This window comes from Flagellimonas meishanensis (assembly GCF_019880545.1).
In the GTDB taxonomy this organism is placed as follows: domain Bacteria; phylum Bacteroidota; class Bacteroidia; order Flavobacteriales; family Flavobacteriaceae; genus Flagellimonas; species Flagellimonas meishanensis.
This window is the reverse complement of record NZ_JAINVW010000001.1, coordinates 204,532-228,354: the sequence shown is the minus strand read 5'-3', so window position 1 is coordinate 228,354 and position 23,823 is coordinate 204,532. Positions and strand designations below refer to the sequence as shown.

General features: G+C 43.9%; 12 protein-coding genes. 5 read left to right on the top strand and 7 right to left on the bottom strand.

Annotation, left to right across the window (positions count from 1 at the left end; genetic code table 11):
• Window positions 1-5: 5 nt before the first annotated feature.
• From K7G75_RS00980 to K7G75_RS00960, 5 genes are all read right to left on the bottom strand, one after another.
• Window positions 6-3,245: a VCBS repeat-containing protein gene (locus K7G75_RS00980; RefSeq protein WP_222981870.1), complete on the bottom strand. Its 3,240-nt coding sequence runs from the start codon at window positions 3,243-3,245 to the stop codon at window positions 6-8.
• Window positions 3,238-6,579 carry a VCBS repeat-containing protein gene (locus K7G75_RS00975; protein ID WP_222981868.1) on the bottom strand — a complete coding sequence of 1,114 codons (3,342 nt, stop codon included), beginning with the start codon at window positions 6,577-6,579 and terminating at the stop codon, window positions 3,238-3,240. Before K7G75_RS00975 ends, K7G75_RS00980 begins: the two co-directional genes overlap by 8 nt.
• Window positions 6,576-9,845, bottom strand: a complete 3,270-nt coding sequence (locus K7G75_RS00970) for a VCBS repeat-containing protein (protein ID WP_262420215.1) — start codon at window positions 9,843-9,845, stop codon at window positions 6,576-6,578. The genes K7G75_RS00975 and K7G75_RS00970 overlap by 4 nt, the downstream gene beginning before the upstream one ends.
• 186 nt (window positions 9,846-10,031) lie before the next feature.
• Window positions 10,032-11,630 carry a RagB/SusD family nutrient uptake outer membrane protein gene (locus K7G75_RS00965; RefSeq protein ID WP_222981865.1) on the bottom strand — a complete coding sequence of 533 codons (1,599 nt, stop codon included), beginning with the start codon at window positions 11,628-11,630 and terminating at the stop codon, window positions 10,032-10,034.
• An 18-nt stretch (window positions 11,631-11,648) separates the two neighbouring features.
• Entirely contained in the window at window positions 11,649-14,759 is a 3,111-nt protein-coding gene (locus tag K7G75_RS00960) for a SusC/RagA family TonB-linked outer membrane protein (protein WP_222981864.1), read from the bottom strand.
• 375 nt (window positions 14,760-15,134) lie between these two features.
• Here K7G75_RS00960 and K7G75_RS00955 point away from each other — a divergent pair, with 375 nt between their 5' ends.
• From K7G75_RS00955 to K7G75_RS00945, 3 genes are all read left to right on the top strand, one after another.
• Window positions 15,135-16,154 (top strand): LacI family DNA-binding transcriptional regulator, encoded by a 1,020-nt coding sequence (locus K7G75_RS00955; RefSeq protein WP_222981858.1) that lies wholly within the window; start codon window positions 15,135-15,137, stop codon window positions 16,152-16,154.
• A gap of 64 nt (window positions 16,155-16,218) precedes the next feature.
• Window positions 16,219-18,525, top strand: coding sequence for a glycoside hydrolase family 65 protein (locus K7G75_RS00950; RefSeq protein WP_222981856.1), 2,307 nt, complete (start codon window positions 16,219-16,221; stop codon window positions 18,523-18,525).
• Window positions 18,522-20,393, top strand: coding sequence for an alpha-amylase family protein (locus K7G75_RS00945; RefSeq protein WP_222981847.1), 1,872 nt, complete (start codon window positions 18,522-18,524; stop codon window positions 20,391-20,393). Before K7G75_RS00950 ends, K7G75_RS00945 begins: the two co-directional genes overlap by 4 nt.
• Before the next feature lie 51 nt (window positions 20,394-20,444).
• On the opposite strand, the gene K7G75_RS00940 is transcribed toward K7G75_RS00945, so the two are convergent.
• The gene (locus K7G75_RS00940) at window positions 20,445-20,867 is read right to left on the bottom strand and encodes a hypothetical protein (RefSeq protein WP_222981845.1); all 423 of its coding nucleotides are present in this window, start codon (window positions 20,865-20,867) and stop codon (window positions 20,445-20,447) included.
• 178 nt (window positions 20,868-21,045) lie between these two features.
• Here K7G75_RS00940 and K7G75_RS00935 point away from each other — a divergent pair, with 178 nt between their 5' ends.
• Together K7G75_RS00935 and K7G75_RS00930 are read left to right on the top strand one after the other, a co-directional pair.
• A complete protein-coding gene (locus K7G75_RS00935; RefSeq protein ID WP_262420214.1) occupies window positions 21,046-21,798 on the top strand; it encodes a glycerophosphodiester phosphodiesterase in 753 nt (250 codons plus the stop codon).
• Window positions 21,798-23,066 (top strand): BaiN/RdsA family NAD(P)/FAD-dependent oxidoreductase, encoded by a 1,269-nt coding sequence (locus K7G75_RS00930; protein WP_222981843.1) that lies wholly within the window; start codon window positions 21,798-21,800, stop codon window positions 23,064-23,066. Before K7G75_RS00935 ends, K7G75_RS00930 begins: the two co-directional genes overlap by 1 nt.
• Here the strand turns inward: K7G75_RS00930 and K7G75_RS00925 are convergent.
• Window positions 23,063-23,791: an MIP/aquaporin family protein gene (locus K7G75_RS00925; RefSeq protein WP_222981841.1), complete on the bottom strand. Its 729-nt coding sequence runs from the start codon at window positions 23,789-23,791 to the stop codon at window positions 23,063-23,065. The genes K7G75_RS00930 and K7G75_RS00925 overlap by 4 nt on opposite strands.
• Window positions 23,792-23,823: the final 32 nt, after the last annotated feature.

Sequence of the window (23,823 nt, the reverse complement as noted above, 5' to 3'; positions counted from 1 at the left end):
TTTGGTTACTTGTTGATTTTATATACTTGTGCTCTTTCATTATTAAAAACGGCTAAAAGATACTCTTGGCCATTGAGCGTTATTGTACCCATGTGCCTCAATGTTTTTTTGGTAAAATCCAGACCAAGTTCACTACCCAGCGTAAACTGTGCCTCATTTTTTATCAATGCTCCGGGAAAGGAATCGAAACGACCATGATAAGGTTTTACACCAAAATAATTTCCACCGACCAACGCCTCAAGAGAACCATTGCCGTCAAAATCAGAAACCAAAAATTCCATGATGGGAGCCACCTGCAGCTCGTCGGCGAACGGGACAAAATCGAAATTGCCCGCGTTGTTTTTTAGGTATCCGGATTCAAGGACGGTTACTTCCAATAGTGTGGATTTTTCCAATGCTTCCTTTCCAAAAAGTTCTTCCATGGTTTTTCCGGCAAAAGATCTATACGTGTTGAATTCCTTTTTCAGATATACCAATTGGGATGAAAGCCCATCCAAAGTCTCCAATGGATAGTATTTTCCGCGTTTGGGCAGGGCAGTAATGGTCTCAGTTTGCCCATTGTCATCAAAATCGTTGAAGTACAGTTTTAATGGGTATTCCATTGATGCCCTAAACTTGGTGTTGGTGCCCCAATTGCCCAAAAGGTAATCCATATCGCCATCCCCATCAATATCGAAAGGAGCGACCCGTTGCCAAAGCCCGTTCAGTTTCAGGCTGCCCACTTCTTCGAATGTTCTTCCATCATATCTTAAAAACTTTGGGGACATCCATTCTCCCACGAGAATCAAATCCTTGGTGCCATCGTTATCAAAATCGTCCCAAATGGCATCCGTGACCATTCCTTTGGAGTGCGCATCAAAACTTTCCAACACAGTGAATTTCCCGTTGTCGTTTTCCAATATATACGATGTGGCCGGAGCTCCAAACTTGGCGGTTAGGGTGTGGCCTCCCACAAAAACATCCAAATCCCCGTCGTCATCAAAATCGTGGGGGCGAACCACGGATGCATTTTGATACAATTCGGGCAACTCCATTTGAACAAAAGAGGATTCCTTTTGTACATAATATGATTCCAAAAGGGCATTGGACTGCCCGAAGAAATCGCCTCCACCGGAGCTAACAAAAAGATCGTTTCTGTGATCATTGTTGAAGTCGGCAATGGTGGCCGAAATATTTTCTTTAATGGAATCCTTGGCTATTTCATCAAAAGCCTGTTTGGCAAAAATGGAATCCTGCTGAACATAGATTTGAGACGGCATAAACTTGGAACCCCCAAGATAAATGTCATCCTTTCCATCGTGGTTAAGATCCCCGATGGCGAAGGCTGGACCTCTATCGGCAATTTGATAGGGGATTAGTTTTTCCCTGTTGAAGTCGGTGTAGTTGTCCTCAATATGTGTGAAGTCAATGCCCAAATTGTCTGCTACTGCAGTGAAAAGAAGTTTTTCACGTCCATTTTTGGTGCCATATTCAAAGCGTCTTGTGCCTTGCGGGGCAATGGTCAGTGTTTGGTTGGCATCCACATTTCGGATAACCTGGTATGTCTTGTCCGGCCAAACAATTTTCAACGAGTCTATTTTTTCAACATCTCCATAACCAAAATGGATTATAGGCTCCGAAGAAGCCTGAAAACCCCGAGCGGGAAACAATTCTTTGAATTGAAGCTGTCCCTTATGGTATGAATAGACCTTTGTTCCAATCCCGAACCTGTTCTTCTCTTTATATGCAAATCTGATCTTTAAATGATTGCCCTTTTCATTTGCCTTATTGATGTAAAGGGTAGCCGGTTGGTTCAAATTGTTGGTCACCAAATCCAAATCTCCGTCACCATCAAGGTCTCCCATGGCCGTTGCGCCAGAAATTAGGGTGTCGTTGGCAATCCATTTGTTTGACATATCCTGGAAAACCAATCCACTGCCTCCTTTGAAAATGTAGTTGTGGACATTCCCACTGGGCATAAGATCTAGGGCCTTTTTGTCCACAAGCTTGGTATTGTCCATTTTTTGCTTGATTTGGTCATTGGAAGCGAAATTAATGAAGTCCAGATCGTTGGGTCTTTTCGGAATCCCGTTGGAAATAAAAAGATCTTGGTTCCCGTCCAGATCGTAGTCTCCAAAAAGGGCACTCCAGCTCCAATCGGTAGCGGCCACCCTGCTCATCAGGGCAGTTTCCATGAAGTTGCCATCCGGCTGGTTCACATACAGCATGTTTCGGGTAAATTGGTAGTTATATCCAAATCGTCCGGTCCTAAGTTTTTGGGTCTGGATATTGTCATCCCCTTCGGATGATTTCAATGCCACTTCATCTTCGGGCAACATGTCGAGGGATATAAGATCGGGGCGACCGTCATTGTTTATGTCCGCCACATCATTCCCCATGGAAAAGCGGCTGGTATGGCCAAAGTATTTCTTCAGGCTTTCGGTAAAGCTGCCATCACCATTATTGAGATAGTAGTAGTCGTCTTCATGAAAATCGTTGCCCACATAAATGTCGGGGTATCCATCTTGATTGAAGTCGGAGATGGCCAACCCGAGACCGTATCCATTTATTCCACCGTAGATTCCGGCTTCCTCACTTACATCCACAAATTTCCCATTGTCGTTGCGCAACAACTTGTCCCCGGTTTCGTAGCGGCGTTCGTACCTCAAATCATAGCTTCCGAAGGAGTTTTGGGTATGAACGGCGTGGTTCAACAGGTAAACATCAAGGTCGCCATCCAGGTCATAATCAAAAAAGGCGGCATTGGAACTATAGGAATCAAAATCAAGCCCATAGGCTGCTGCACTTTCCGTGAAGGTGGCATCACCGTTGTTTATATACAACTCGTTAAACCCATTGAAACCACTTAGGCCAACCACGGCGCACACATATATGTCCAACAGGCCGTCGCCGTTTACGTCGGCCATGGTGGTCCCAGTATTCCAGCTGCTGTTTCCCTCTATTCCCGCTGTATTCGAAATGTCTTCAAACTCAAGGTTTCCCTTATTCAGGTACAGTTTGTTCTTTACTTGGTTCCCGGTGAAGAAAATATCTGGCAGGCCATCGTTATTGATATCACCAATGGCAACGCCGCCCCCATTATAAAAATAGAGGTAATCCAAAATACTGAGATTATCCGACTCCGTTAGGGTATTGGTAAAGGTAATGCCTGTTGACTCGGGGGAAGGATTCTCAAACAGGTCACCTGTTTTTTTGCAACCAGAAAGAAAAATTGATACCAATAAAGCGAGCAGCAATTTATTCATTGAGGGTGAAGATTTTCGGTTTGTTGTTGTTGATTGCCGCTATAACGAAGGTTTTGCCCTTGTTGTCCCTAAACTGCTTCAGGGACTTGACTTCATCCTTGATCTTGAAGCCACTGATATCATAGTTCTGCCATTCAAATCCGAGTTTGCCATCACCGAGAAGGACGTTTCCATAACTGGCATCTGACCTTGAGAACTGGGGCTTGTATTCGAAATTATTGCCGGCCATTATCAAATCGACGTTTCCATCCCGGTTTACATCGGCACATGTAATGTCACACACACAAGAGAATTGCACCCTTGGGGGCAAAACCTGCACCGTGAAATTTCCTCCACCATTGTTTATGGCGATAATGGAAGCCGAAATTTCCGACTTTTTTACAATTGAATTGTCCAAAATTTCCTTTGGAAACAGCTCATGGATGCTTCGTTTTGCATAGTCCGATGCCCTGAGGTTCTCTTTTTTTAAGGAGACCAGTTGTTCCGTAAGCTCTCTTTTTTGATGGATGGGATAATCCGCACCGTTTTCGGCAAGGGTGGTGATTTGTTCTACGGTTCCATTGCCATCAAAATCGTTGATCCAAAGTTTCATGGGGCTACCTTCCTTGGGCTTGTAATGCAGGTTCAGACCTTGATTCCCCAAAATCAGGTCTTGGTCCCCGTCTTTGTCCAAATCCGCAAATTGCACGGTGTTCCACCAACCATGCAGGCTGTCGAGTGTGGTTTGCATTTTTGTAAGCCTTCTACCTGTGTTCTTGTAGATTTTTGGAGTATCCCATTCTGATGTTACGACAAGATCTTTCTTGGAATCCCCGTCAATGTCCACCCATTTGGAATCCGTTACCATACCGGCATCCCTTAGGTTGTAGGCAAGACGCTCCGTAACGTCCATAAATATCCCATTACCCTGATTCTCCAAAAAGAGATGGTCTGGGGAAATGCCATATACCCCAACAACGCTCCTAGATCCTATAAACACATCCATATCCCCATCGTCGTCAAAATCATGGGCGGAGATGGTGGAAATATTTTTGAACGTAGATGGCAACTCATTTCCAGATTTTGTGAAGTTCCCCTTGCCATCATTAAGATATAGGCGAGGCTTATAACTGCGCTGCAAATTAACGTTGTTACCACCCGAGCCGACCAGTAGATCCTGGTCGCCGTCGCCATCGGCATCGAAGAAAACAGCAGCAACGTCTTCAAAGTTTCTATCCTCCTCGAAGGCTCTAACAGGTTTGGGGGAAACGTTGCCGTCGCCACGGTGCAGGTACAGCGTGCCCGACTGGTTATGGGCACCTCCAATGAAAAAATCCTCGTTACCATCCCCATTTACGTCTGCCACGGCCAAGGATGGGCCTTCCTGGGAAAGTTTATGATAGATAAGCCCTTCATAGTCAAAATCATTGTAGATATCTTCTTGGTGGGAAGTCAAGCTTCTGGAGTCGATTTCGTTCAAGTAGGGCTCCCTAGTAATTTTTTTGGTCGGGACGTAGGTTTCGGTTGCTCCCGAATGTTTCACCACAAGCAATTGGTTGGCCTCGACATTTTCCAACTTTTGGGTTTTATCATCTGGCCAAACCACACGTATGGAGTCCAATTTTGGACTTTTTCCCATTCCGAGTGTCATTTTATAGTCTATGGAAGATTGAAAACCACGCGAAGGAATGAGCTCTTGCTTTATAATGTTGCCATCAAAATAAAATTTGGCCATGGCGCCCACACCAAAAGGATTGTTGGCGGGGCCTTGGAATTGCAGTTGGATATAATTGTGCTCCAGTTGGGCATCCGTATTGTTCCTATAAATGAATGTCTCGGTATTTACATTGTTGATGACCAAATCGAGGTCACCATCATTGTCCAAGTCGCCATAGGCAGCACCATTGGAACGGGTGGGCAGTTCAAACCCCCATTCCTTGTTGGCATTTTTAAAGGAGATGTCGCCGTTGTTTTTATAGGCATAATTCGGTTGCGGTTTTATTGGCATTTTGTTGATAATGGAATCGATGGACTCTTTTCTGCCCGTCAAGGCCATTTTCTGTATTATCTCATTGGCGAAGAAATCCACAAAATCCAAGTCGGTAAGATCGTGGTTTATGCCATTGGTGATAAAAATGTCCTTTAGACCATCATTGTCCATGTCGAACATAAGGCCCGCCCAGCTCCAGTCCGTGGCATCAATACCGCTATAATAGGCCACTTCGGAGAACGTACCGTTTCCATTGTTCAATTGCAAGGTGTTTTGTATATACTGCTGAAAAAAGTCCTTATCCTGCTTGAGTTTAAAAACGTTGTAGCCTTCAAACTCCATAACCGATTTAACACGCTGCTCGGGTTCAGGGAGCATATCGGTGATGAATATGTCGTTATGGCCATCGTTGTTTATATCTGCAACATCAATGCCCATGGCCGACAGGCTCAAATGGGAGGTCCAATCCTTGATTTCTTCGCTGAAGGTGCCATCTTTTTGGTTGATATAGAGGTAGTCCCTTTCGTAAAAATCGTTGGAAACATAGATATCGGGGTAGAGGTCATCATTAAAATCCGTGACCATTACGCCCAATCCAAAACCGATGAGGCTGCCATAGATCCCCGCTTCTTCACTAACGTCGACAAATCTTCCATTGTCATTGCGAAGCAACATGTCGCCAACACCTTTAAAAATGTCGGGAACACCTTCCCAGTCCTGTGCCCTTACTTCACGCTGTTCCGCATATCCAAGACTGCTAACCGGTATATTACTGTTGTTCAAAATATAGGCGTCCAAATCCCCGTCCTTATCATAGTCGAAGAAAGTGGCATGGGTACTGAAACCTGTCTTTGCCAAATTGAATTCATAGGCCCTTTCGGAGAAGGTCAGATCACCATTGTTTATGTAAAGATCATTGTCATGGTTGTTACCTTCCATGTTTCCGGCGTTACTCACATAGATGTCCAGCAGGCCATCTTGGTTCACGTCTACCATGACCACTCCGGTGGACCAAGGTTTATTGCCAGTTACACCCGCACTTTCCGAGATATCCTCAAATTTAAAATCCCCCTTGTTCAAATACAGGCGGTTGGGTTCCATATTGCCTGTCAAATAAATGTCGGAAAGACCATCATTGTTGATGTCCCCAATGGCCACACCACCTCCATTATAAAAGTTGCGGTACTTGAAAATATTGAAGTTCTTCTGGTTTTCCACTTTATTGATGAAGGTTACCCCCGTTTCTTCGGGAGTAAGCAGGGTGAACAGTGTTTCCGACTTTTCCTTGGCCTTATCGGTTTCCTCTGTGCCACAGGCCACCATAAGTACAAGTAGAAAATAGGGTATACTATATTTCAATTTCATTCGGCAGTGTCATTTTTGGTTATAAAAACGGGAGAGTCGTTGTTGCGTGCTATGATGTAATGTTCCTTCCCATTTATCATTATCTTTTCAATCTTTCTGGCCGCTCCTGAAACATCCAGACTTTGGGTCCATATTAGCTTGCCTTTTCCATCATTTTGTAGCAAAATTCCATGCAGGGCATCTAATCTACCAAGTTGTGTGCTTATCTCAAAATTATTTCCGACCATTAATATTTCATTAATCCTTTCTTTATCAATCTTTTCCATATGGATGTCATTAATGGTAGAAGATTGTACCAAAAGTGGCAGTTCCTTGTGTGAAAAGTTGCCTTTTCCATCATTTTGAAAATAACTAGTGGCCAGAAGGTATACTTTCCTCTTTTTGGCTTTTTGTAATTTTTCACTTCCAAAAAGGTCTTCAAGGGAGGCTTTGGCAAAGTCTTTATAGTACAGGAACTTTTTGTTTAGAAAGGGCATCTGTTTGGCCAGTTCATCCTTAGATGCAAAAACGGTTTCCTTGTCACCATGAAAGTAGGTCACCACGGTTTCCACAGACCCATTATCATCAAAATCGTTTATGTAAAGGGTAATGGGGCGGTCATAGGACGCATTGAATTTTGTGTTCAGCCCCCAATTGCCCGCAAGGATGTCCAAATCACCGTCGTGGTCCAAATCCGCCAGTTCCAGACAGTTCCACCAACCATCGGTTTTGTCGAGACCATTGTTGGCCTGTTTTGTCAGGTTTTTTCCGTCATTCATAAAAATGGTCAATGCCGTCCAGTGACCAGCGACTACAAGATCGGGATAGCCATTGCCGTCCAAATCCTGCCAAACAACATCTTTTACATTTCCCACGGTTTCAAAATCAGGGGCAAAGGTTTTTGTTATTTCAGTGAAATTGCCGCTACCGTCGTTTTCCAAGAGGTATTGTTTTGATTTTATACCGAACTGTGTCGGCACTATGTTCGATGTGATGCAGATATCCATGTCCCCATCGTCGTCAAAATCTACGGCAGTTACTTTGGAGGCGTTAACCTCTATAGTCTTGAATTTATCTTCTTTGACATAAATACCGTTATTGTTGATATAAAATCGCGGTCGCAAGGGTTTGCCCTGTGTGAATTCATTTCCACCGCTGACCACCATCAAGTCGATATCACCGTCGTTGTCCGCATCAAAGAATGCTTGGTCGGTGTCTTCGTTGACGGCATCCTCTTCAAACAATTCGGCTTGATGGTCGGTGAAAACACCATTATCGTCTTGAACATAGAGTTTGGAAGCCTGCTTTTTGGCACCACAGATGAATAGATCGTCCAAACCGTCATTGTTGATGTCCCCCACAGCAACCGAAGGGCCCTCATTGGAGTTGGAAAAGGGGAGCAGAGGATTTCTATCGAAATCGAGCGCAGGGTATTCGTTGTGTATAAAATCCAACTTTTCGGCAGGGGTGGAGAAATGGGAAGGTGGTTTTCTGTTTTTTGCAAAGTAATTACCGGACGCATTTTTCTCCCATGCTTCCAATGTGCGGTTAGTGGCAACATTATGAAGTGTTTGGTAAGCGCCACCGGGCCAAATAACTTGAATGGAATCGATAATTGTGTCCTTTCCAACACCGAAATTTAGGCTGTTGTCCTTGGCAGAAAGATAACCCCGTGTGGCAATATTCTCTTGCGTAAGTTTTTTGCCCTTTCGGTACACGATTACCTTGGCTCCAATTCCGAACTTGTTCTGGTCAGGACCTTTGAACCCTATCTTAATCCAATTTCCATCTTCGGTTGTGTTCTCAAGGACAAAAGCTTCTTCATTCACATTGTTTACCACCAAATCCAGATCGCCATCGTTGTCCAGATCGGCATAGGCGCACCCATTGCTATAGCTAGGTTTTTCCGTGCTCCACTGTTTTGTGACATTGGAAAAGGTCAGTGCGCCTTCATTTTTAAAGAAATAGTTGGGGACCTTTTTTTGTGGTAGGCGGTCAATTAGTTCCATGTCTTTGTCAGAAAGACCGGATTCAATATTTCTCTGGATTTCTTCATTGGAGATATAGTTGATGAAATCCATGTCGTTGGTCACTCCTTTGATTCCATTCGAAATGAAAAGATCTTTAAACCCATCATTGTCAAAATCGGCAAATAGGGCGCCCCAGGACCATTCTGTGGCATCGATTCCGCTCAAATTTCCTATCTCACTGAAATTTTCACCATCTAAATTGAGATGTAACGCATTCTGCATAAATTGGTGGGAATACCCATTTTTTATGTATTGCTGATATATTGGGTATGGATATTCCAGGCCAGAGGTTTTGTAAGTTTCCAAATCTTCCGGAAGCATGTCAAGAGACAATATATCCGAGAGGCCATCATTGTTGATGTCAGCAAGGTCGTTGCCCATGGAAAAATGTGAGGTATGCCCCAAACGATTACCGTCACTGGAGATAACCTCTTTGAACGTCCCATCCTTTTGATTCAGATAGAGATAATCGTTTTCAAAAAAGTCGTTACCCACATAAATGTCAGGGTATCCATCATTATTGATGTCACTTACAGCGAGTCCCAAACCGTAGCCTATGCTTCCTTGGAATATACCAGCTTCTTGTGAGACATCCGTAAATGTTCCTTGGTCATTTCTATATAGCACATCTCCGGACAGGCGATCGATCATATTTCTTTTGGCGCCTTTTCCGTAAGATCTGTTCGGGTTGACAGAATGGTTCAACAGGTACATATCAAGATCCCCGTCAAGGTCGTAGTCGAAAAAGGCAGCTTGGGTAGAATAGCCTATAAAAGCCAAATTGTATTTGGCGGCTTCTTCTTTGTAAAGGGGCACGCCATCTTCGGTTACTCCTTGGTTTATATAGAGCCTGTTTTGACCATTTAACTGCAAATGGTCGCCTACCTTACATACATAAATGTCCAGGAGACCATCATTGTTGATGTCCACGTGGGTTACCCCTGTGGACCATCCGTCCCCATTTTTAATTTGGGCCTTTTCGGTGACATCCTCAAATTTGAAATCACCTGTATTGATATATAGTTTGTCAGACCCCTGGTTTGAGGTAAAATAGAGATCGACCCTACCATCGTTGTTAAAATCTCCTGCTGCTACCCCAGCCCCATTATAGTAGTAGAGATAGTTCAGTATGTTCAGGTCGGGAGTTGGATCTAATTTGTTTACAAAGGATATCCCTGTTAAGGTTGAGGGCTTGGTTTTGAAAAGAGTTTCCGTACTGTTCTTGATACAACCGCTCAACCCTAGGAAGAAAATCATCAAGATTCCGCATTTTTCTCTCATCTGACGGTATAAAAAAAGAAGTTGGAAAGATAATTAATTCTCGAAGATCGTGGAAACTGATTAAAGTTAAGATGTGACATGGGCTGGACAATTGCAAAAAAAGAAGCTGCCCTAAAAGGGCAGCTTCCAAATAATTTCAAAACAATTAAACTTTGGTCACTTTTAGTAACCTGGATTCTGAACAAGATTGGGGTTTGACAGAAGTGCATTAACTGGAATTGGGAACAATTCCTTATTAACATCACCAACGGCTTCGGGATCTTTGAACTCCCAGTCCCTAGTGTACTGTCCAAATCTTCTCATATCTTGTCTTCTCTGGAATTCAACATAAAGCTCTCTTCCCCTTTCATCCAATAGGTCCTGTTCGGTAACAGATCCCAGTGGAGTGGCTCCGCGTATAACACGCAGCTCATTTACCAATGATGTTGGATCACCTCCAGTTCGCATGATAGCTTCTGCTTTCATCAAGTGGGCATCAGCATATCTAAATACAATTTGGTGTGGGTTGAACGCATCGTATCTTGCCGCATATTTTTGAACCCTTATTCCTGTACGTTCGTTGTTACCAACCAATCCTGGGAATTCTCTTGTGAAAATCAAGTCGTTACCTGGACGGTCTCTTAGTTTACTTCCATTCAACGCATATTGCTGTCCAATCAAGAAACCTAGTCCTACATTGGAACCATCCTCAAAGCCACCATTATCTGTGGTTTCCTCAGCACCGGTGAAAGGTGTGCCCCCAGAAGGAACCCATCCTCTTCGCTCTTCTTGGCCATCAAGGGGTGTTCCATCCAATTCCCCTCTATTATTGTTGGCATCTCCCTCGAATAGATCGTAAAATTCTGCCAATGTGCTGAATCCATTCCATCCACCACCACTGATACCAGTAGAGTTATAATGCAATCCGTTAAAAATACGGTTTCCAACGGCGGCGCCAAGCCACCAAATGGTTTCATTATCAGGGGCTTCACGGAAAATATCAAAATAGCCAGCTTCTAATTCATACCCTTCTCCAGCTATTTGATCTACCAAGGAAATTACTTGATTCATGTCTGCTGCATCAGGTGAAGTACCCAAGTAAATATGCTTGTTCAACAAAACCTTTGCCAATAAATGACGTCCTGCAGCTTTACTTGCTCTTTCAAGGTCATCACCGCCCGGGGCCGCAACGGCAGGTAAATCTGCAATAGCCTCGTTCAAATCTGTTACGATAAGAGTCATCGCCTCTGCTGGTGTCAGGATTCTTGGATTGATTTCAGGACCTTCATCCACTTCACGGAAAGGAACTTGTCCCCAGAAATCCAACACATACCACATACTCCACGCTCTAAGAAACTTTGCATTGGCTGCTACATCTGCAGGAGCACTGGATCTAGAATCTATAATCTCTGATGCACGGAACACATTTTGGTTCAAATTGTTCCATGTGTTAAGAATATATTGATGCGTAGATGACCATGTATGAGAATGCAAAGTCCTCCATATACCATTATCCCCCCAGTCGGTTCCTCTTGTAGGCACCAACTGTTCATCGGTTGTTACTTCGTTAAGGGCAAATAAATTCGCCTGGTCTCCAACCTGACCCTGGACATCATTGTAAAGAGCCTCCACTGCGGATGCCGGATCTTCTACTCCTGAGAAACCTCCTCCCGTATCTTCTGGGAAAACCGAATCGGTTTCTTCAATCTCCAGATTGGTACAGGAGAGCGTGAGTGCCGAACTTAGTGCGGCAACATAAATTAATTTAAAACTTCTTTTCATTTTACTCAATTTTTTTGATTAGAAAGTAGCATTTACACCAAAGGTGACTGTTCTTGGTCTTGGGTAGGCTGTATAATCTATACCAGCGGAAGGCAGATTGTTCAATGCATCACTGACACCATTGATGGGAGCTCCTGGCTGAACACTAATTTCAGGATCCAATCCACTATAATCAGTAATAAGGAACAAGTTCTGTCCTGTAACCGAAAGTCTTAAACTCTTGAATGTCCCTTCAGCATTAAGAGGCACAGTATATCCAAGGGTTGCGTTTTGTAACCTCACAAAATCGCCACTTTCCAAAAATCTAGTAGAAACTTCGGCAGCTGCACTACCAGCTTCTCCCGAGGTTAGTACATCTGGGGTTACGTTTCTGGCATTATTGATCGCACCGGCGGTAAAGAAGGCATTTCGTGTGTTGTTATATACAGAAAACCCAAACTGTCCGGCCAAATATGCGGAGAAATCCCAATTCTTGTAGTTAAGGTTCAGGGATAGACCAGCATTGATATCCGGTAATGCATCTTCGTTCACAAATGTTTGAACGTCTCCAATCGGCTGGCCATTGGAGTCAAAACCTTCAAATTCTCTCAAGAAATAGGAAAACAATGGTCTGTCGCCTGCCAAAATCTGGGCAAAGGCCAATGAAAGTCCTTGTCCCCTAATAGTACCGGCAGGGATTTGACCTCCGAAGTCTTGTAGTTCGTTGTCATTGTATGCAATGTTGAAGGCCGTACTGAAACTTACATCCTCGGTTTGGAACCAATCTACATTAATGTCGAACTCAACACCCTGGTTAATCAAAGTAGCATCCAAGTTTTGGAAAAACCTTGGCTGCGGAGATGGTTGGGCAGCTTCAATGTTAAGTAAAAGATCCGTTGTCTCTTTTCTATAGACGTTGATGCTACCAGACACTTTATCATTATTAAAACCATAATCGATACCTATGTTAACGTCGAAGGTTTCCTCCCACTTTAAATCGGGGTTGGCAAATGTTACTGGAGTAGTACCTGGAGCATCAATGTTACCATTGTCCTGAAGGGTGGCACCCGCGTAACGCTCCCTCCTAATGAAGTTTCCATAACCTAGACCTTCTTGGTTACCTGTTATACCAGCACCCAAACGTAGTTTTAATGTAGAGAAAGTATCTCCCATGAAATCTTCTTCATGAATCTTCCAGCCAATTGCACCTGAGGGGAAATATCCATATTGGTTGTTTCCACCAAATCGCGAAGAACCATCTGCCCTCAGCGTTGCGGTGAACAAATACTTGTCCGCCAATGTGAAGTTCGCACGCGCGAAGAATGATTGAAGCTCATCTACGCTGAAGTTTCTGTCTGCGAACAGGGATTGCACCCTTGTACCAGCAACGCCATCAATTTGGTCCTGGGTTACGGTAGGGAACAATCTATTGACAAAAATGGTGCTAGACCTCGGGTCAAAGCCATATTGCTGATAGCTACCGGATAAATTGGCCTCGACGGCCTCTATGGAACTAATTACATCTTGTGCCATTTGGTTCAAATCCCTTGTGCCAAATCCGAATGCTTCAGATACTCTTGAGCTTGTCTTAAAATCTTGGAATGAATAACCCGCAACTACATCCAAATAGGAATTTTCAAACTCTTTGGTGTATTGTAGGGTGGCCTCCAACAAACGGTTTTCCAGTTCCTGAGTGCCATAGGCGCCCCGACCATTTCCGAAGGTGTTCCTGTCCAAATTTCTAGCTGCTGCTGAAGAAACAGCAGTAGCCTGACCTTCTGAACGATCGTACCCTAAGTTTATCTTGGCCTTTAATTCTGGCAACAGTTTATACTCGGCAGAGCCGTTCAATAAAAACCTGTTGGTATTTGTGAGATTCTGCGTGTACGCCAATAAAGTAGCGGGGCTCAACTGTCCGCCAGTGTTGAAGTCGGGGTTAGCAGGCCATGTGGGGTTTGCTGAATAGGCGGCACCTAAAAGGTCACCTCTAAAACCTGCACTACCACTTAAAGGAGCAACTTCTTCATTAACACGGGAAACGGAAGCCTGAAGGTTAAGGGTCAAATCATCATCCAAAAACTTTTGCGTTGCGTTTATTCTTCCTGTAATACGCTCCAAGGAGGAATTTTCAACAACACCAAACTGCTTTCCATACCCAAATGTGGCTCTAATATTACCTGTTTCATAGCTGTGGGCATATGACAAGTTTTGGTTCTGTGAAACTGAGGTTCTTGTAACGAATCTTTGCCAATCCGTGTTATTACCAAAATCTTGCGCATCGCGATCACCGCCAAACTGTGCAACACCATCAAGGAATTCATCACGGTTTAAAAGATCATACTCGTTCGCAGGAGTTGCAATACTTAAGGTTGATGAAAACTCCAAAACCCCACCACGGCTACCTTTACCACTTTTTGTGGTAACTATTACAACACCGTTCGCACCTCTTGACCCATATATGGCAGTGGCGGAAGCATCTTTAAGAATACTTATACTTTCAATGTCATTGGGGTTCAAAAACGCCAAAGGATTCGATGCGGGAGAAGTACCTACACCGGTATTACCCGTATTGGGTGCTGTTGCCCCGCCAGATAAAGGAATACCGTCAACAACGAAAAGTGGGTTATTGTTTGAACGCACAGAGTTTGTACCCCTGATACGTACATCAATCCCGGCACCGGGCTGACCACTGGTTTCAGTTATTTGCACACCAGCCGTTTTACCTTGTATTAATTGTTCTGGAGAAGCAATCACCCCTGTATTGAAGTCTTTCGAGGTTACAGCCGATACAGAACCGGTGGCATCCTTTACGGTAGTTTGACCATAACCTATGATCACAACTTCATCCAATGCTTGGGCATCTTCTTGAAGAACAACGTCAACGGTTGCTTGGCCGCTGTAAGAAATCTGTTGAGTGGAATAGCCAATATAGCTAAATACTAAGGTTGACCCACTTGGGACATCATTTAAGGTATAGTTACCATCAAAATCAGTTTGTGTACCGGTTGTGGTACCTTGTACGACAACACTAGCTCCTGGCAATGGACCATTTGCATCAGAAACAGTACCAGATACTGTCTGCGCTTCCGCCATGGTAAAGCATAAAAATGCACCCAACAGCAAAAAGCTTCTAAGTAGCGTAATCTTCATAAATAATAGATTTTTAAGTTTAGTTAATTTTAATTCAAGTGTTAAACATATATAAAAAAAAGGTTAATCAAAATTTAAGTATATATTAACAATAAGCGAAAACGGTTTCGTGTTGATAACTTTGAAGACATTGAAGGTTGATAAAACTATAAGAGCTGTTTTGCCTAAATCGCAAATTAATTAGCAGAATCCAAAAGGATTCTTAACATGGTGACTAATATACCATTATTTTTTCAGATGATGCTCATGTATTTCTTGGGGTTTCGTAAATTTCGGTGCTTTTTTGTTTAAGAAGGTAAAGTTGCCAAGTAGGGTTATAGTCACGATTTATTAATCTCTTGTTCCCATATTGCGGGACAATCATTTTTCATTTTTTTGAAAGCAAAAATTACTTTAAAGGATATTGCGAGGGAATTGGAGGTATCCATATCCACGGTATCTAAAGCACTTAAGAATAGTGAGGAAATCAGCAGAGACACGAAGGAAAAGGTCCAGGCGTTTGCCAAGCTCTATAATTATAAGCCCAACAACATTGCCATAAGCCTCAAAAATAAGCGCACAAAAAATATCGGAGTCGTAATCCCGGCCATAGTACACCATTTTTTTACAACGGTGATTCGTGGTATAGAAAAACACGCCAACGCCAAAGGGTATAATGTCATTGTCTGCCTTTCAGAGGAATCCTTTGACCGAGAGGTCATCAATATGGAAATGTTGGCCAATGGCAGTATAGACGGTTTTATAATGTCATTATCCTCCGAAACCCAGCGCAAAGGGGACTACAATCACCTAAAGGAGGTGACCGAGCAGGGTATACCCTTGGTGTTGGTGGATAGGGTCACCAACGAGGTGGATTGCGACAAGGTCATCATAGATGATGAGTTGGGGGCATATATGGCCACAAAAAAATTGATAGGACAGGGAAGAAAGAAAATCGCTCTAATCACCACGGACGATTACCTAAGTGTCAGCAAGGCCAGGACAGGAGGATATAGGAAGGCGCTTTTGGAAAGCAATATGGAAATAGACGAAAAAAGAATCCTAAAACTGTCCTCCATGGAAATGGATGAAAAAAGCATTGAAGACTTCTTCAATAAAAATAGTGTGGATGCCGTACTCTGCGTTAATGAGATTTTTACAGTATATAGTATGCGCCTTATTCAGAAAAAGGGAATAAGGATCCCCGATGACATCTCATTTATAGGTTTTACCGACGGACTGTTGTCCAAATACGCTAATCCAAGTTTGACCGTGGTGGCCCAGCATGGCGAAAAAATGGGTGAGATCGCGGCCCAAATGCTCATAGATAGGGTAGAGAATGAAAACGATGAAGGAAATTATCAAACCAAGATCTTGGAACCCACTTTAGTGGTTCGGGATTCCACAATCAACTAAGTTTACACCAAATTTAGCATCGCAGGGAATCATCCTTGCCGATCAGCCAGATATTTTAATCAGAATGAATCAAGATTATATTTTAGCGGACCCATGGTCCATTATAGAGGAAGGTTTTGATAAGGAAAGGGTAAAATCTTCCGAAAGCCTTTTTAGCATAGGTAACGGTGCCATGGGGCAGCGAGCCAATTTTGAAGAACATTATTCCGGCGAGACCTTTCAGGGCAGTTACATTGCCGGCGTCTATTATCCCGATAAGACCAGAGTGGGATGGTGGAAAAATGGATATCCTGAATATTTTGCCAAAGTGCTCAATGCACCCAATTGGATTGGTATCGATATCAAGATAAATGGGGTCATCCTGGATTTGAACACCTGCAAAAAAGTGGAGAACTTCAAAAGGGAACTCAACATGAAAGAGGGCTGGTACCGTCGAAGTTTTGTTGCCACCATGCCCAACGACCTTGAGGTTGCCTTTGAGGCTATCCGATTTTTGAGCTTGGACTTGGATGAGACAGGAGCGATTCAGCTTAACCTTCAAATTCTGAATTCAGATGCAGAGGTGGTGCTGGGACCCTATCTTGATGGGGGCATCAAGAACATGGATAGCAACTGGGACGACAAGTTCTGGAACATTACCCAGGTAGATTCCAAAGAAAATCGGGCATTTGTCCATTCGCATACCAATAAGACCAATTTTGGGGTCTGTACCTTCATGCACAATGAGGTTTTGTTGGATGGATTCCCCATTGAATCCGGCCCCAATGTAATAAAAAATGATACTTCCGTTGCACATTCCTATACCGTTATGGTAAAAAGGGATGCCACGCTCACATTGACAAAATACGGGGGCTATACGGTGGATAGAAACCATCCTACGGACCAATTGCAGCAGGCGGCAAACCAGGTTTTGGATGAAGCCTCACAAATAGGCTTTGCCAAACTGTTGCAAAAACAAAAGGAAGCCTGGGGCCAGATTTGGGAGATGAGCGATATTGGGATAGAAGGGGATATCAAGGCCCAACAAGGTATACGTTTCAATATCTTTCAATTGAACCAGACCTATTTGGGCAAGGATTCCAGGTTGAATATTGGTCCCAAAGGTTTTACGGGCGAAAAATATGGCGGCAGCACCTATTGGGATACGGAGGCCTATTGCATTCCATTCTACATGGCAACCAAAAACCAGAAGGTGGCATGGAACTTATTGAAATATAGGTACAACCATTTGGCCAAGGCCATTGAAAATGCCCAAAAACTTGGGTTCTCCAATGGTGCAGCCCTGTATCCCATGGTCACCATGAACGGGGAAGAATGCCATAATGAATGGGAAATAACCTTCGAGGAAATCCACAGAAACGGGGCCATCGCCTTCGCCATTTACAACTACACCAGGTTTGCCGGGGATTACAGTTATATTCCCAAAATGGGACTTGAAGTATTGGTGGGAATTGCCAGATTTTGGCACCAAAGAGTGAATTTTTCAAACGAAAAAGAGCAATACGTCATGCTCGGTGTCACGGGTCCCAACGAATACGAAAACAATGTCAATAACAACTGGTACACCAACTATTTGGCCAAATGGTGCGTGGAGTATACTTTGGAACAACTGGCAAAGGTTGAACGTGAGTACCCAAAGGATTATGCCAGAATTACTGAAAAAACCAATATTGGACCCGAAGAACTCCAAGATTGGGCCAAGGTGGCCGGCAACATTTATTTCCCCTATTCCGAAAAACACCGGGTATTTTTGCAACAGGATGGCTTTTTGGACAAGGAACTCATCAAGGTGGCCGATTTGGACAAGTCCGAAAGACCTATCAACCAAAAATGGAGTTGGGACCGTATTTTGCGATCTCCCTATATAAAGCAGGCCGATGTGCTGCAAGGCTTCTATTTTTTTGAAGATCATTTTTCACAAGAAGAATTGGAAAGGCATTTTGACTTTTATGAACCCTTCACGGTGCACGAATCCTCCCTATCACCATGTGTGCACAGCATACAGGCAGCCAAATTGGGCAGGATGGAACAGGCATACACGTTCTACTTAAGGACATCTAGACTTGATCTTGACGATTACAACAAGGAAGTGGAAGAAGGGCTTCATATCACATCCATGGCGGGAACGTGGATGAGCATAGTAGAGGGATTCGGCGGTATGCGAATCGTGGATGGCCAACTCAGTTTTGCCCCACGAATTCCCAAAGAATGGAAATCCTATTCCTTCAAAATCAATTTCAGGAATCAAATAATCACCGTTAACGTAACCAGAGAGGCAACATCATTTCAAATTTCTGGAAACGGGGAACTGAGCATTTTGGCCAACGGGAAAACGGTGAAATTGACACCCAGCAAAACCATTGTGACATGAAAGTGGGTCGACTGATACTAGCATTGATCACATTCACAATCCTATTGTCTTGTGAAGAAAAACCCGAACAAAAACCCATTGAAACACCTATGAAAAAGAAGACCGTAGTCTATCAGGTTTTTACGCGCCTATTCGGAAATACCAACACCAACAACAAACCCTGGGGCACACTTGAAGAGAACGGAGTGGGAAAATTTGCGGATTTTACCGAAAACGCACTCAAGGAAATAAAGGATTTGGGAGTCACACACATTTGGTACACAGGAGTGCCCCATCATGCAGTGATCAATGACTACACCCCATACGGAATTTCCAACGACGACCCCGATGTGGTAAAAGGACGGGCAGGTTCACCTTACGCTGTAAAAGATTACTATAATGTGAATCCGGATTTGGCCTTGGACCCTGCCAACAGATTGGAAGAATTCAGGGCATTGATACAAAGAACCCACGATGTGGGGATGAAGGTTATCATTGATATCGTCCCCAACCATGTGGCCCGAAATTATGAGGGATTGACCAATCCAGAGGGCGTCTCCGATTTTGGGGCAAATGATGATACATCCAAGGAATATGATGTAAACAACAATTTCTATTACATCCCTGGCAAGGCATTCCGTGTTCCCGAATGGCAGGATGGATATCTTCCATTGGGTGGAGAGCAGCACAGGCTATCCAACGGAAAATTTGAGGAGAATCCGGCCAAATGGACTGGAAACGGTTCTCGATTGGCACAGCCCCATTTTAATGATTGGTATGAGACCGTTAAAGTGAACTATGGCATCCGGCCCGATGGGACCAAGGACTTTGAGGAATTGCCCAACGGATTTGATACCAAAGATCATAGGGCCCATTTCGAGTTTTGGCAGGATAAGGCCCTGCCCGATTCTTGGAAAAAGTTTCGGGATATCACATTGTACTGGCTCGATTTTGGTGTGGATGGGTTTCGGTTTGACATGGCCGAAATGGTCCCCGTTGAATTCTGGAGCTACCTCAATTCCAATATCAAAATGAAGAATCCCAATGCTTTTCTTCTGGCTGAAGTATACAACCCAAGCCTGTACCGCGATTACATCCGGAAGGGCAAAATGGACTACCTATATGATAAAGTGGAGCTCTATGACAGCATCAAACATATCATGAAAGGGTACGGGTGGACCGATCATATTCCTGTGGTCCAAAAGGGCATGGCGGATATAGAGCACCACATGCTCCATTTTTTGGAAAACCATGATGAACAAAGGATAGCTAGTCCAGATTTTGCCGGGAACGCCGAACTTGCCAAGCCGGCAATGGTAGTTTCCTCAACATTGAGCACCTCGCCCACTATGATCTATTTTGGACAGGAAGTCGGGGAGCCGGGTGCTGAGGATGCCGGTTTTGGAAAACCGACAAGGACATCCATTTTTGATTATATAGGAGTGCCGCACCACCAACGTTGGATGAACGACAAAAAATTCGATGGAGGCCAACTGCATGAAAATGAAAAAGAACTGAGGGATTTCTATAAAAGACTCCTCAATTTTACCATAACGAGCAATGCCTTAATGGGCGATTATCAAGAGATCCATTTTTACAACAAAGAACACACCGCTGGCTATGACCATAGATTGCTGTCCTACGTACGATGGTCCAGTGATGAAAAACTCATCATTGTGTCCAATTTTGATGGTGAAAGGAGCTATGATATCGATTTGAAGATTCCAAAGGACATAATTGACAAGTGGGGCTTGGCCAACGGAAGCCATCAGGTAATTGATGCACTTTATGGCCAAATAAAAAGAACACTTTCTACAAATGATGTTGGCGGTAGCTTTCCCATAGAGCTCGGGCCGTTGGAATCGAGGATTTTCACCGTTGTTGAATAAAAAAGGCGGATTGTTTCCAATCCGCCCAAGTAAGGCTGGTCAGTTGTTTAGCTAATCTTTTTTGGCAGCGGTTTTCTGGTAGATCACAGCGATAATGGCACCTATTATTCCATAGAATATTATGTCAATAATGGCCTCCACAACATGGCCTGTCAAGTCCATCCACTCGGCTGTGGCGTACCAGATAAGTCCCATTCCAACACCTACAAAGACCCCAATCCATGCACCGAACTGGAATCCTTCACTAACAGAATGATGGCCACGGGCCCATTTACTGTACAGCGTGCTCAAAACAAAAGCGCCCACAAGATTGCCAAGGGCAATCAATCCCAAGTTGGGAACTTCTTTCATGGTGTTCACAATGGTATGCTCCGCAAAGAAATCAACAGTGGCAATACCCCAAATCAGGTATCCCAAAAAGAACATGACAATGGCACCCACCAAAGTGGCAAGTAAATTAGATTTTGAAAACATGCTTAATTGATTTATTGGTTATTGATGTGATAAATGTATTAAATAAAATGTAAGGATTTAATAAAAAATTAAGATAAAAATTAGTAAAATAACTTTTATCGTTACAATTTAGAACACTTTTTTCATTCATTTTGATTCATTTTCAAATCGTATTTTAGGGGTCAAAATTGAGAAACTTATGAAAAGAAATGTACTATGTGCATTGGCACTTATTTTTTTGTTCAATAACTGTAGTATGATGGAATCCAAACCACTGGTCATTGGTCATAGGGGTGCCATGGGGCACGAAACCGAAAACACGTTGGCATCTGTTCAAAAGGCCATGGATTTGGGAGTGGACATGATCGAGATTGATGTTTTTAGAATTGAAAGTGGGGAAATTGTAGTATTCCATGATGAGCGTGTGGAACGTCTCTCCAATGGTGGAGGAAGGGTGGAAGAATACAATATTGTGGACCTGCATCAGCTCATTTTGGACGGCGGCCACAAGATACCCATGCTACAGGATGTTCTCAAGCTTGTAAAAAATCAAGTGGCGTTGAATATTGAGTTAAAAGGCGCCAACACTGCGGATCGTGTAAACTTTATTTTGGATTATTATGTCCGGGAAAAGGGTTGGACCTGGGAGAATATCCTTATTTCAAGCTTCAATTGGGACGAGCTCCGTGAAATGAGAAGGCTTAACGATACAATAAATATCGCCGTGCTGACCGAAGATGACCCTCTGAAGGCAATTTCGGTGGCAAAAGAATTAAAGGCCGTGGCCATCAATCCAGACCATAAGACCCTTACGGAAGAAAACGTGGCCCAAATCCACGGTGATGGATTTAAGATATACACATGGACGGTCAATGAACCGGACGCGATTGGGAAAATGAAGAATTTTGGGGTGGATGGCATTATCAGCGATTACCCGGAACGGGTGCATTAATGTATGATGTAATTATTGTTGGGGGAGGTGCAGCCGGATTCTATGCCGCGATCCAAGTTGGAGAGCAGAACCCGAACCTAAAGATTGCCATTCTGGAAAGGGGTAAAACCGTCCTGGCCAAAGTAAAGGTATCGGGGGGTGGAAGATGCAATGTGACCCACGGGGAATTTTCACCAAAAGAATTGGCCATCAATTATCCAAGGGGAGAAAGGGAATTGTTGGGTCCCTTTCACCAGCATGCCCCCTTAGATGTCATGTCATTTTTTGAAGAACGGGGCGTGCCCTTAAAAATTGAGGAAGACGGCCGTGTGTTCCCAAAAAGCAATTCCTCCCAAACCATAATAGATTGTTTTGAGGGAGAAGCCAATAAATTGGGTGTGAAGATTTTGCGAAATACTTCAGTGGTCCGACTCGAAAAAGATGGGAATCTTTGGTCAATTGAAACAAGAAATGCGACATACAAGGCCAAGAAGCTGATGTTGGCAACGGGCAGTAACCCCAAAATTTGGGAACTGTTAAAAGATATGGGCCATACCATCATCCCACCCGTACCGTCCCTCTTCACTTTCAATATTGATGATGACCGGATAAGGGACATACAAGGGGTCAGCACAAATGCTACGGTAGAGGTTGTCCCAAAGATGGAATCCATCAAAGGAGCATTGCACTTGAAAAGCCTTTCCAAAGAGATACCAAAACTAAAGGCAGAGGGACCGGTTTTGATAACCCACTGGGGATTGAGTGGCCCGGCCATTTTGCGGCTTTCGGCCTGGGGAGCATCAATTTTGAATACGTATAATTACACCTTTCAAATCAAAATCAACTGGACACCCGATTACACTGGTAGCTCCATGGAGGGCTATCTTAGGGAAATCAAAAAGATTGAGGCCAAGAAAACCATTAGTCGCACACAGGCGTTGAATCTTCCCAGAAAGCTTTGGATAAAATTGGTACGGGCCACAGGGATTGATGATTCGCTGAAATGGGCTGATATCACCAGGGAGCAATTACAAGGTTTGGCCGAACAGCTTACGGCGTCAACATTTAGGGTCGATGGCAAAAGCACTTTCAAGGAAGAATTTGTCACGGCAGGAGGTGTCGACCTGAAGGAAATCAATTTTAAGACTTTTGAGAGTAAACTGCACCCCAATCTTTATTTTGCTGGGGAAATCATCAACGTGGATGCCATTACCGGCGGATTCAACTTTCAAAATGCCTGGACAGGGGCCTATATCGCGGCTAGGGCCATGGCATCGGACAAGGCTTAACTTAGCGCCATTGCAAGTCCTGCGGCAAGGATTCCTCCCAAAATGGGTCCAACCACTGGAATCCAGGAATATTCCCATCCGTTGGAACCTTTATCTTTTAGCGGCAATAGGGCATGCACGATGCGTGGCCCCAAGTCCCGTGCGGGATTAATGGCATAACCGGTGGTTCCACCGAGAGATAATCCAATTCCCCAGACCAACAGGGCAACCGGAAGTGCCCCGAGTGAGCCAAGTCCTATTATTGTGTCATCTGAAGACATTACGGCATCCGTAAAGTAAAGCACTGTGAAAACCAGCACGAAAGTGCCCACCGCCTCCATCAATAAATTTAGGCCCACATTCTGAATTGCTGGAGCCGTGCAGAACACACCCCTTTTGGTATTTCCATCCGAAGTGGCATCAAAATGAGCCTTGTGGGTAAGCCAAACCATAAAGGCAGCCAACATGGCCCCGATAAATTGCGCTGCAATGTATATGGGAACATCTTTCCAGGGGAATTCACCGGCAAATGCCAACCCAATGGTCACTGCCGGATTTATATGCGCTCCACTGTAAGGTCCGGCGACCACAACACCGGTATAAACCGCAAATGCCCATCCCGTGGTGATTACTATCCAGCCAGAACCACTTCCGTAGGTTTTTTGGAGTGATACATTGGCATTTACGCCGCACCCCAAAAGTATCAGAAGGAAGGTGCCAACAATTTCAGAAACAAATGGACTCATGGTACGTTTATCAAGATTTATGGATTAAAGAA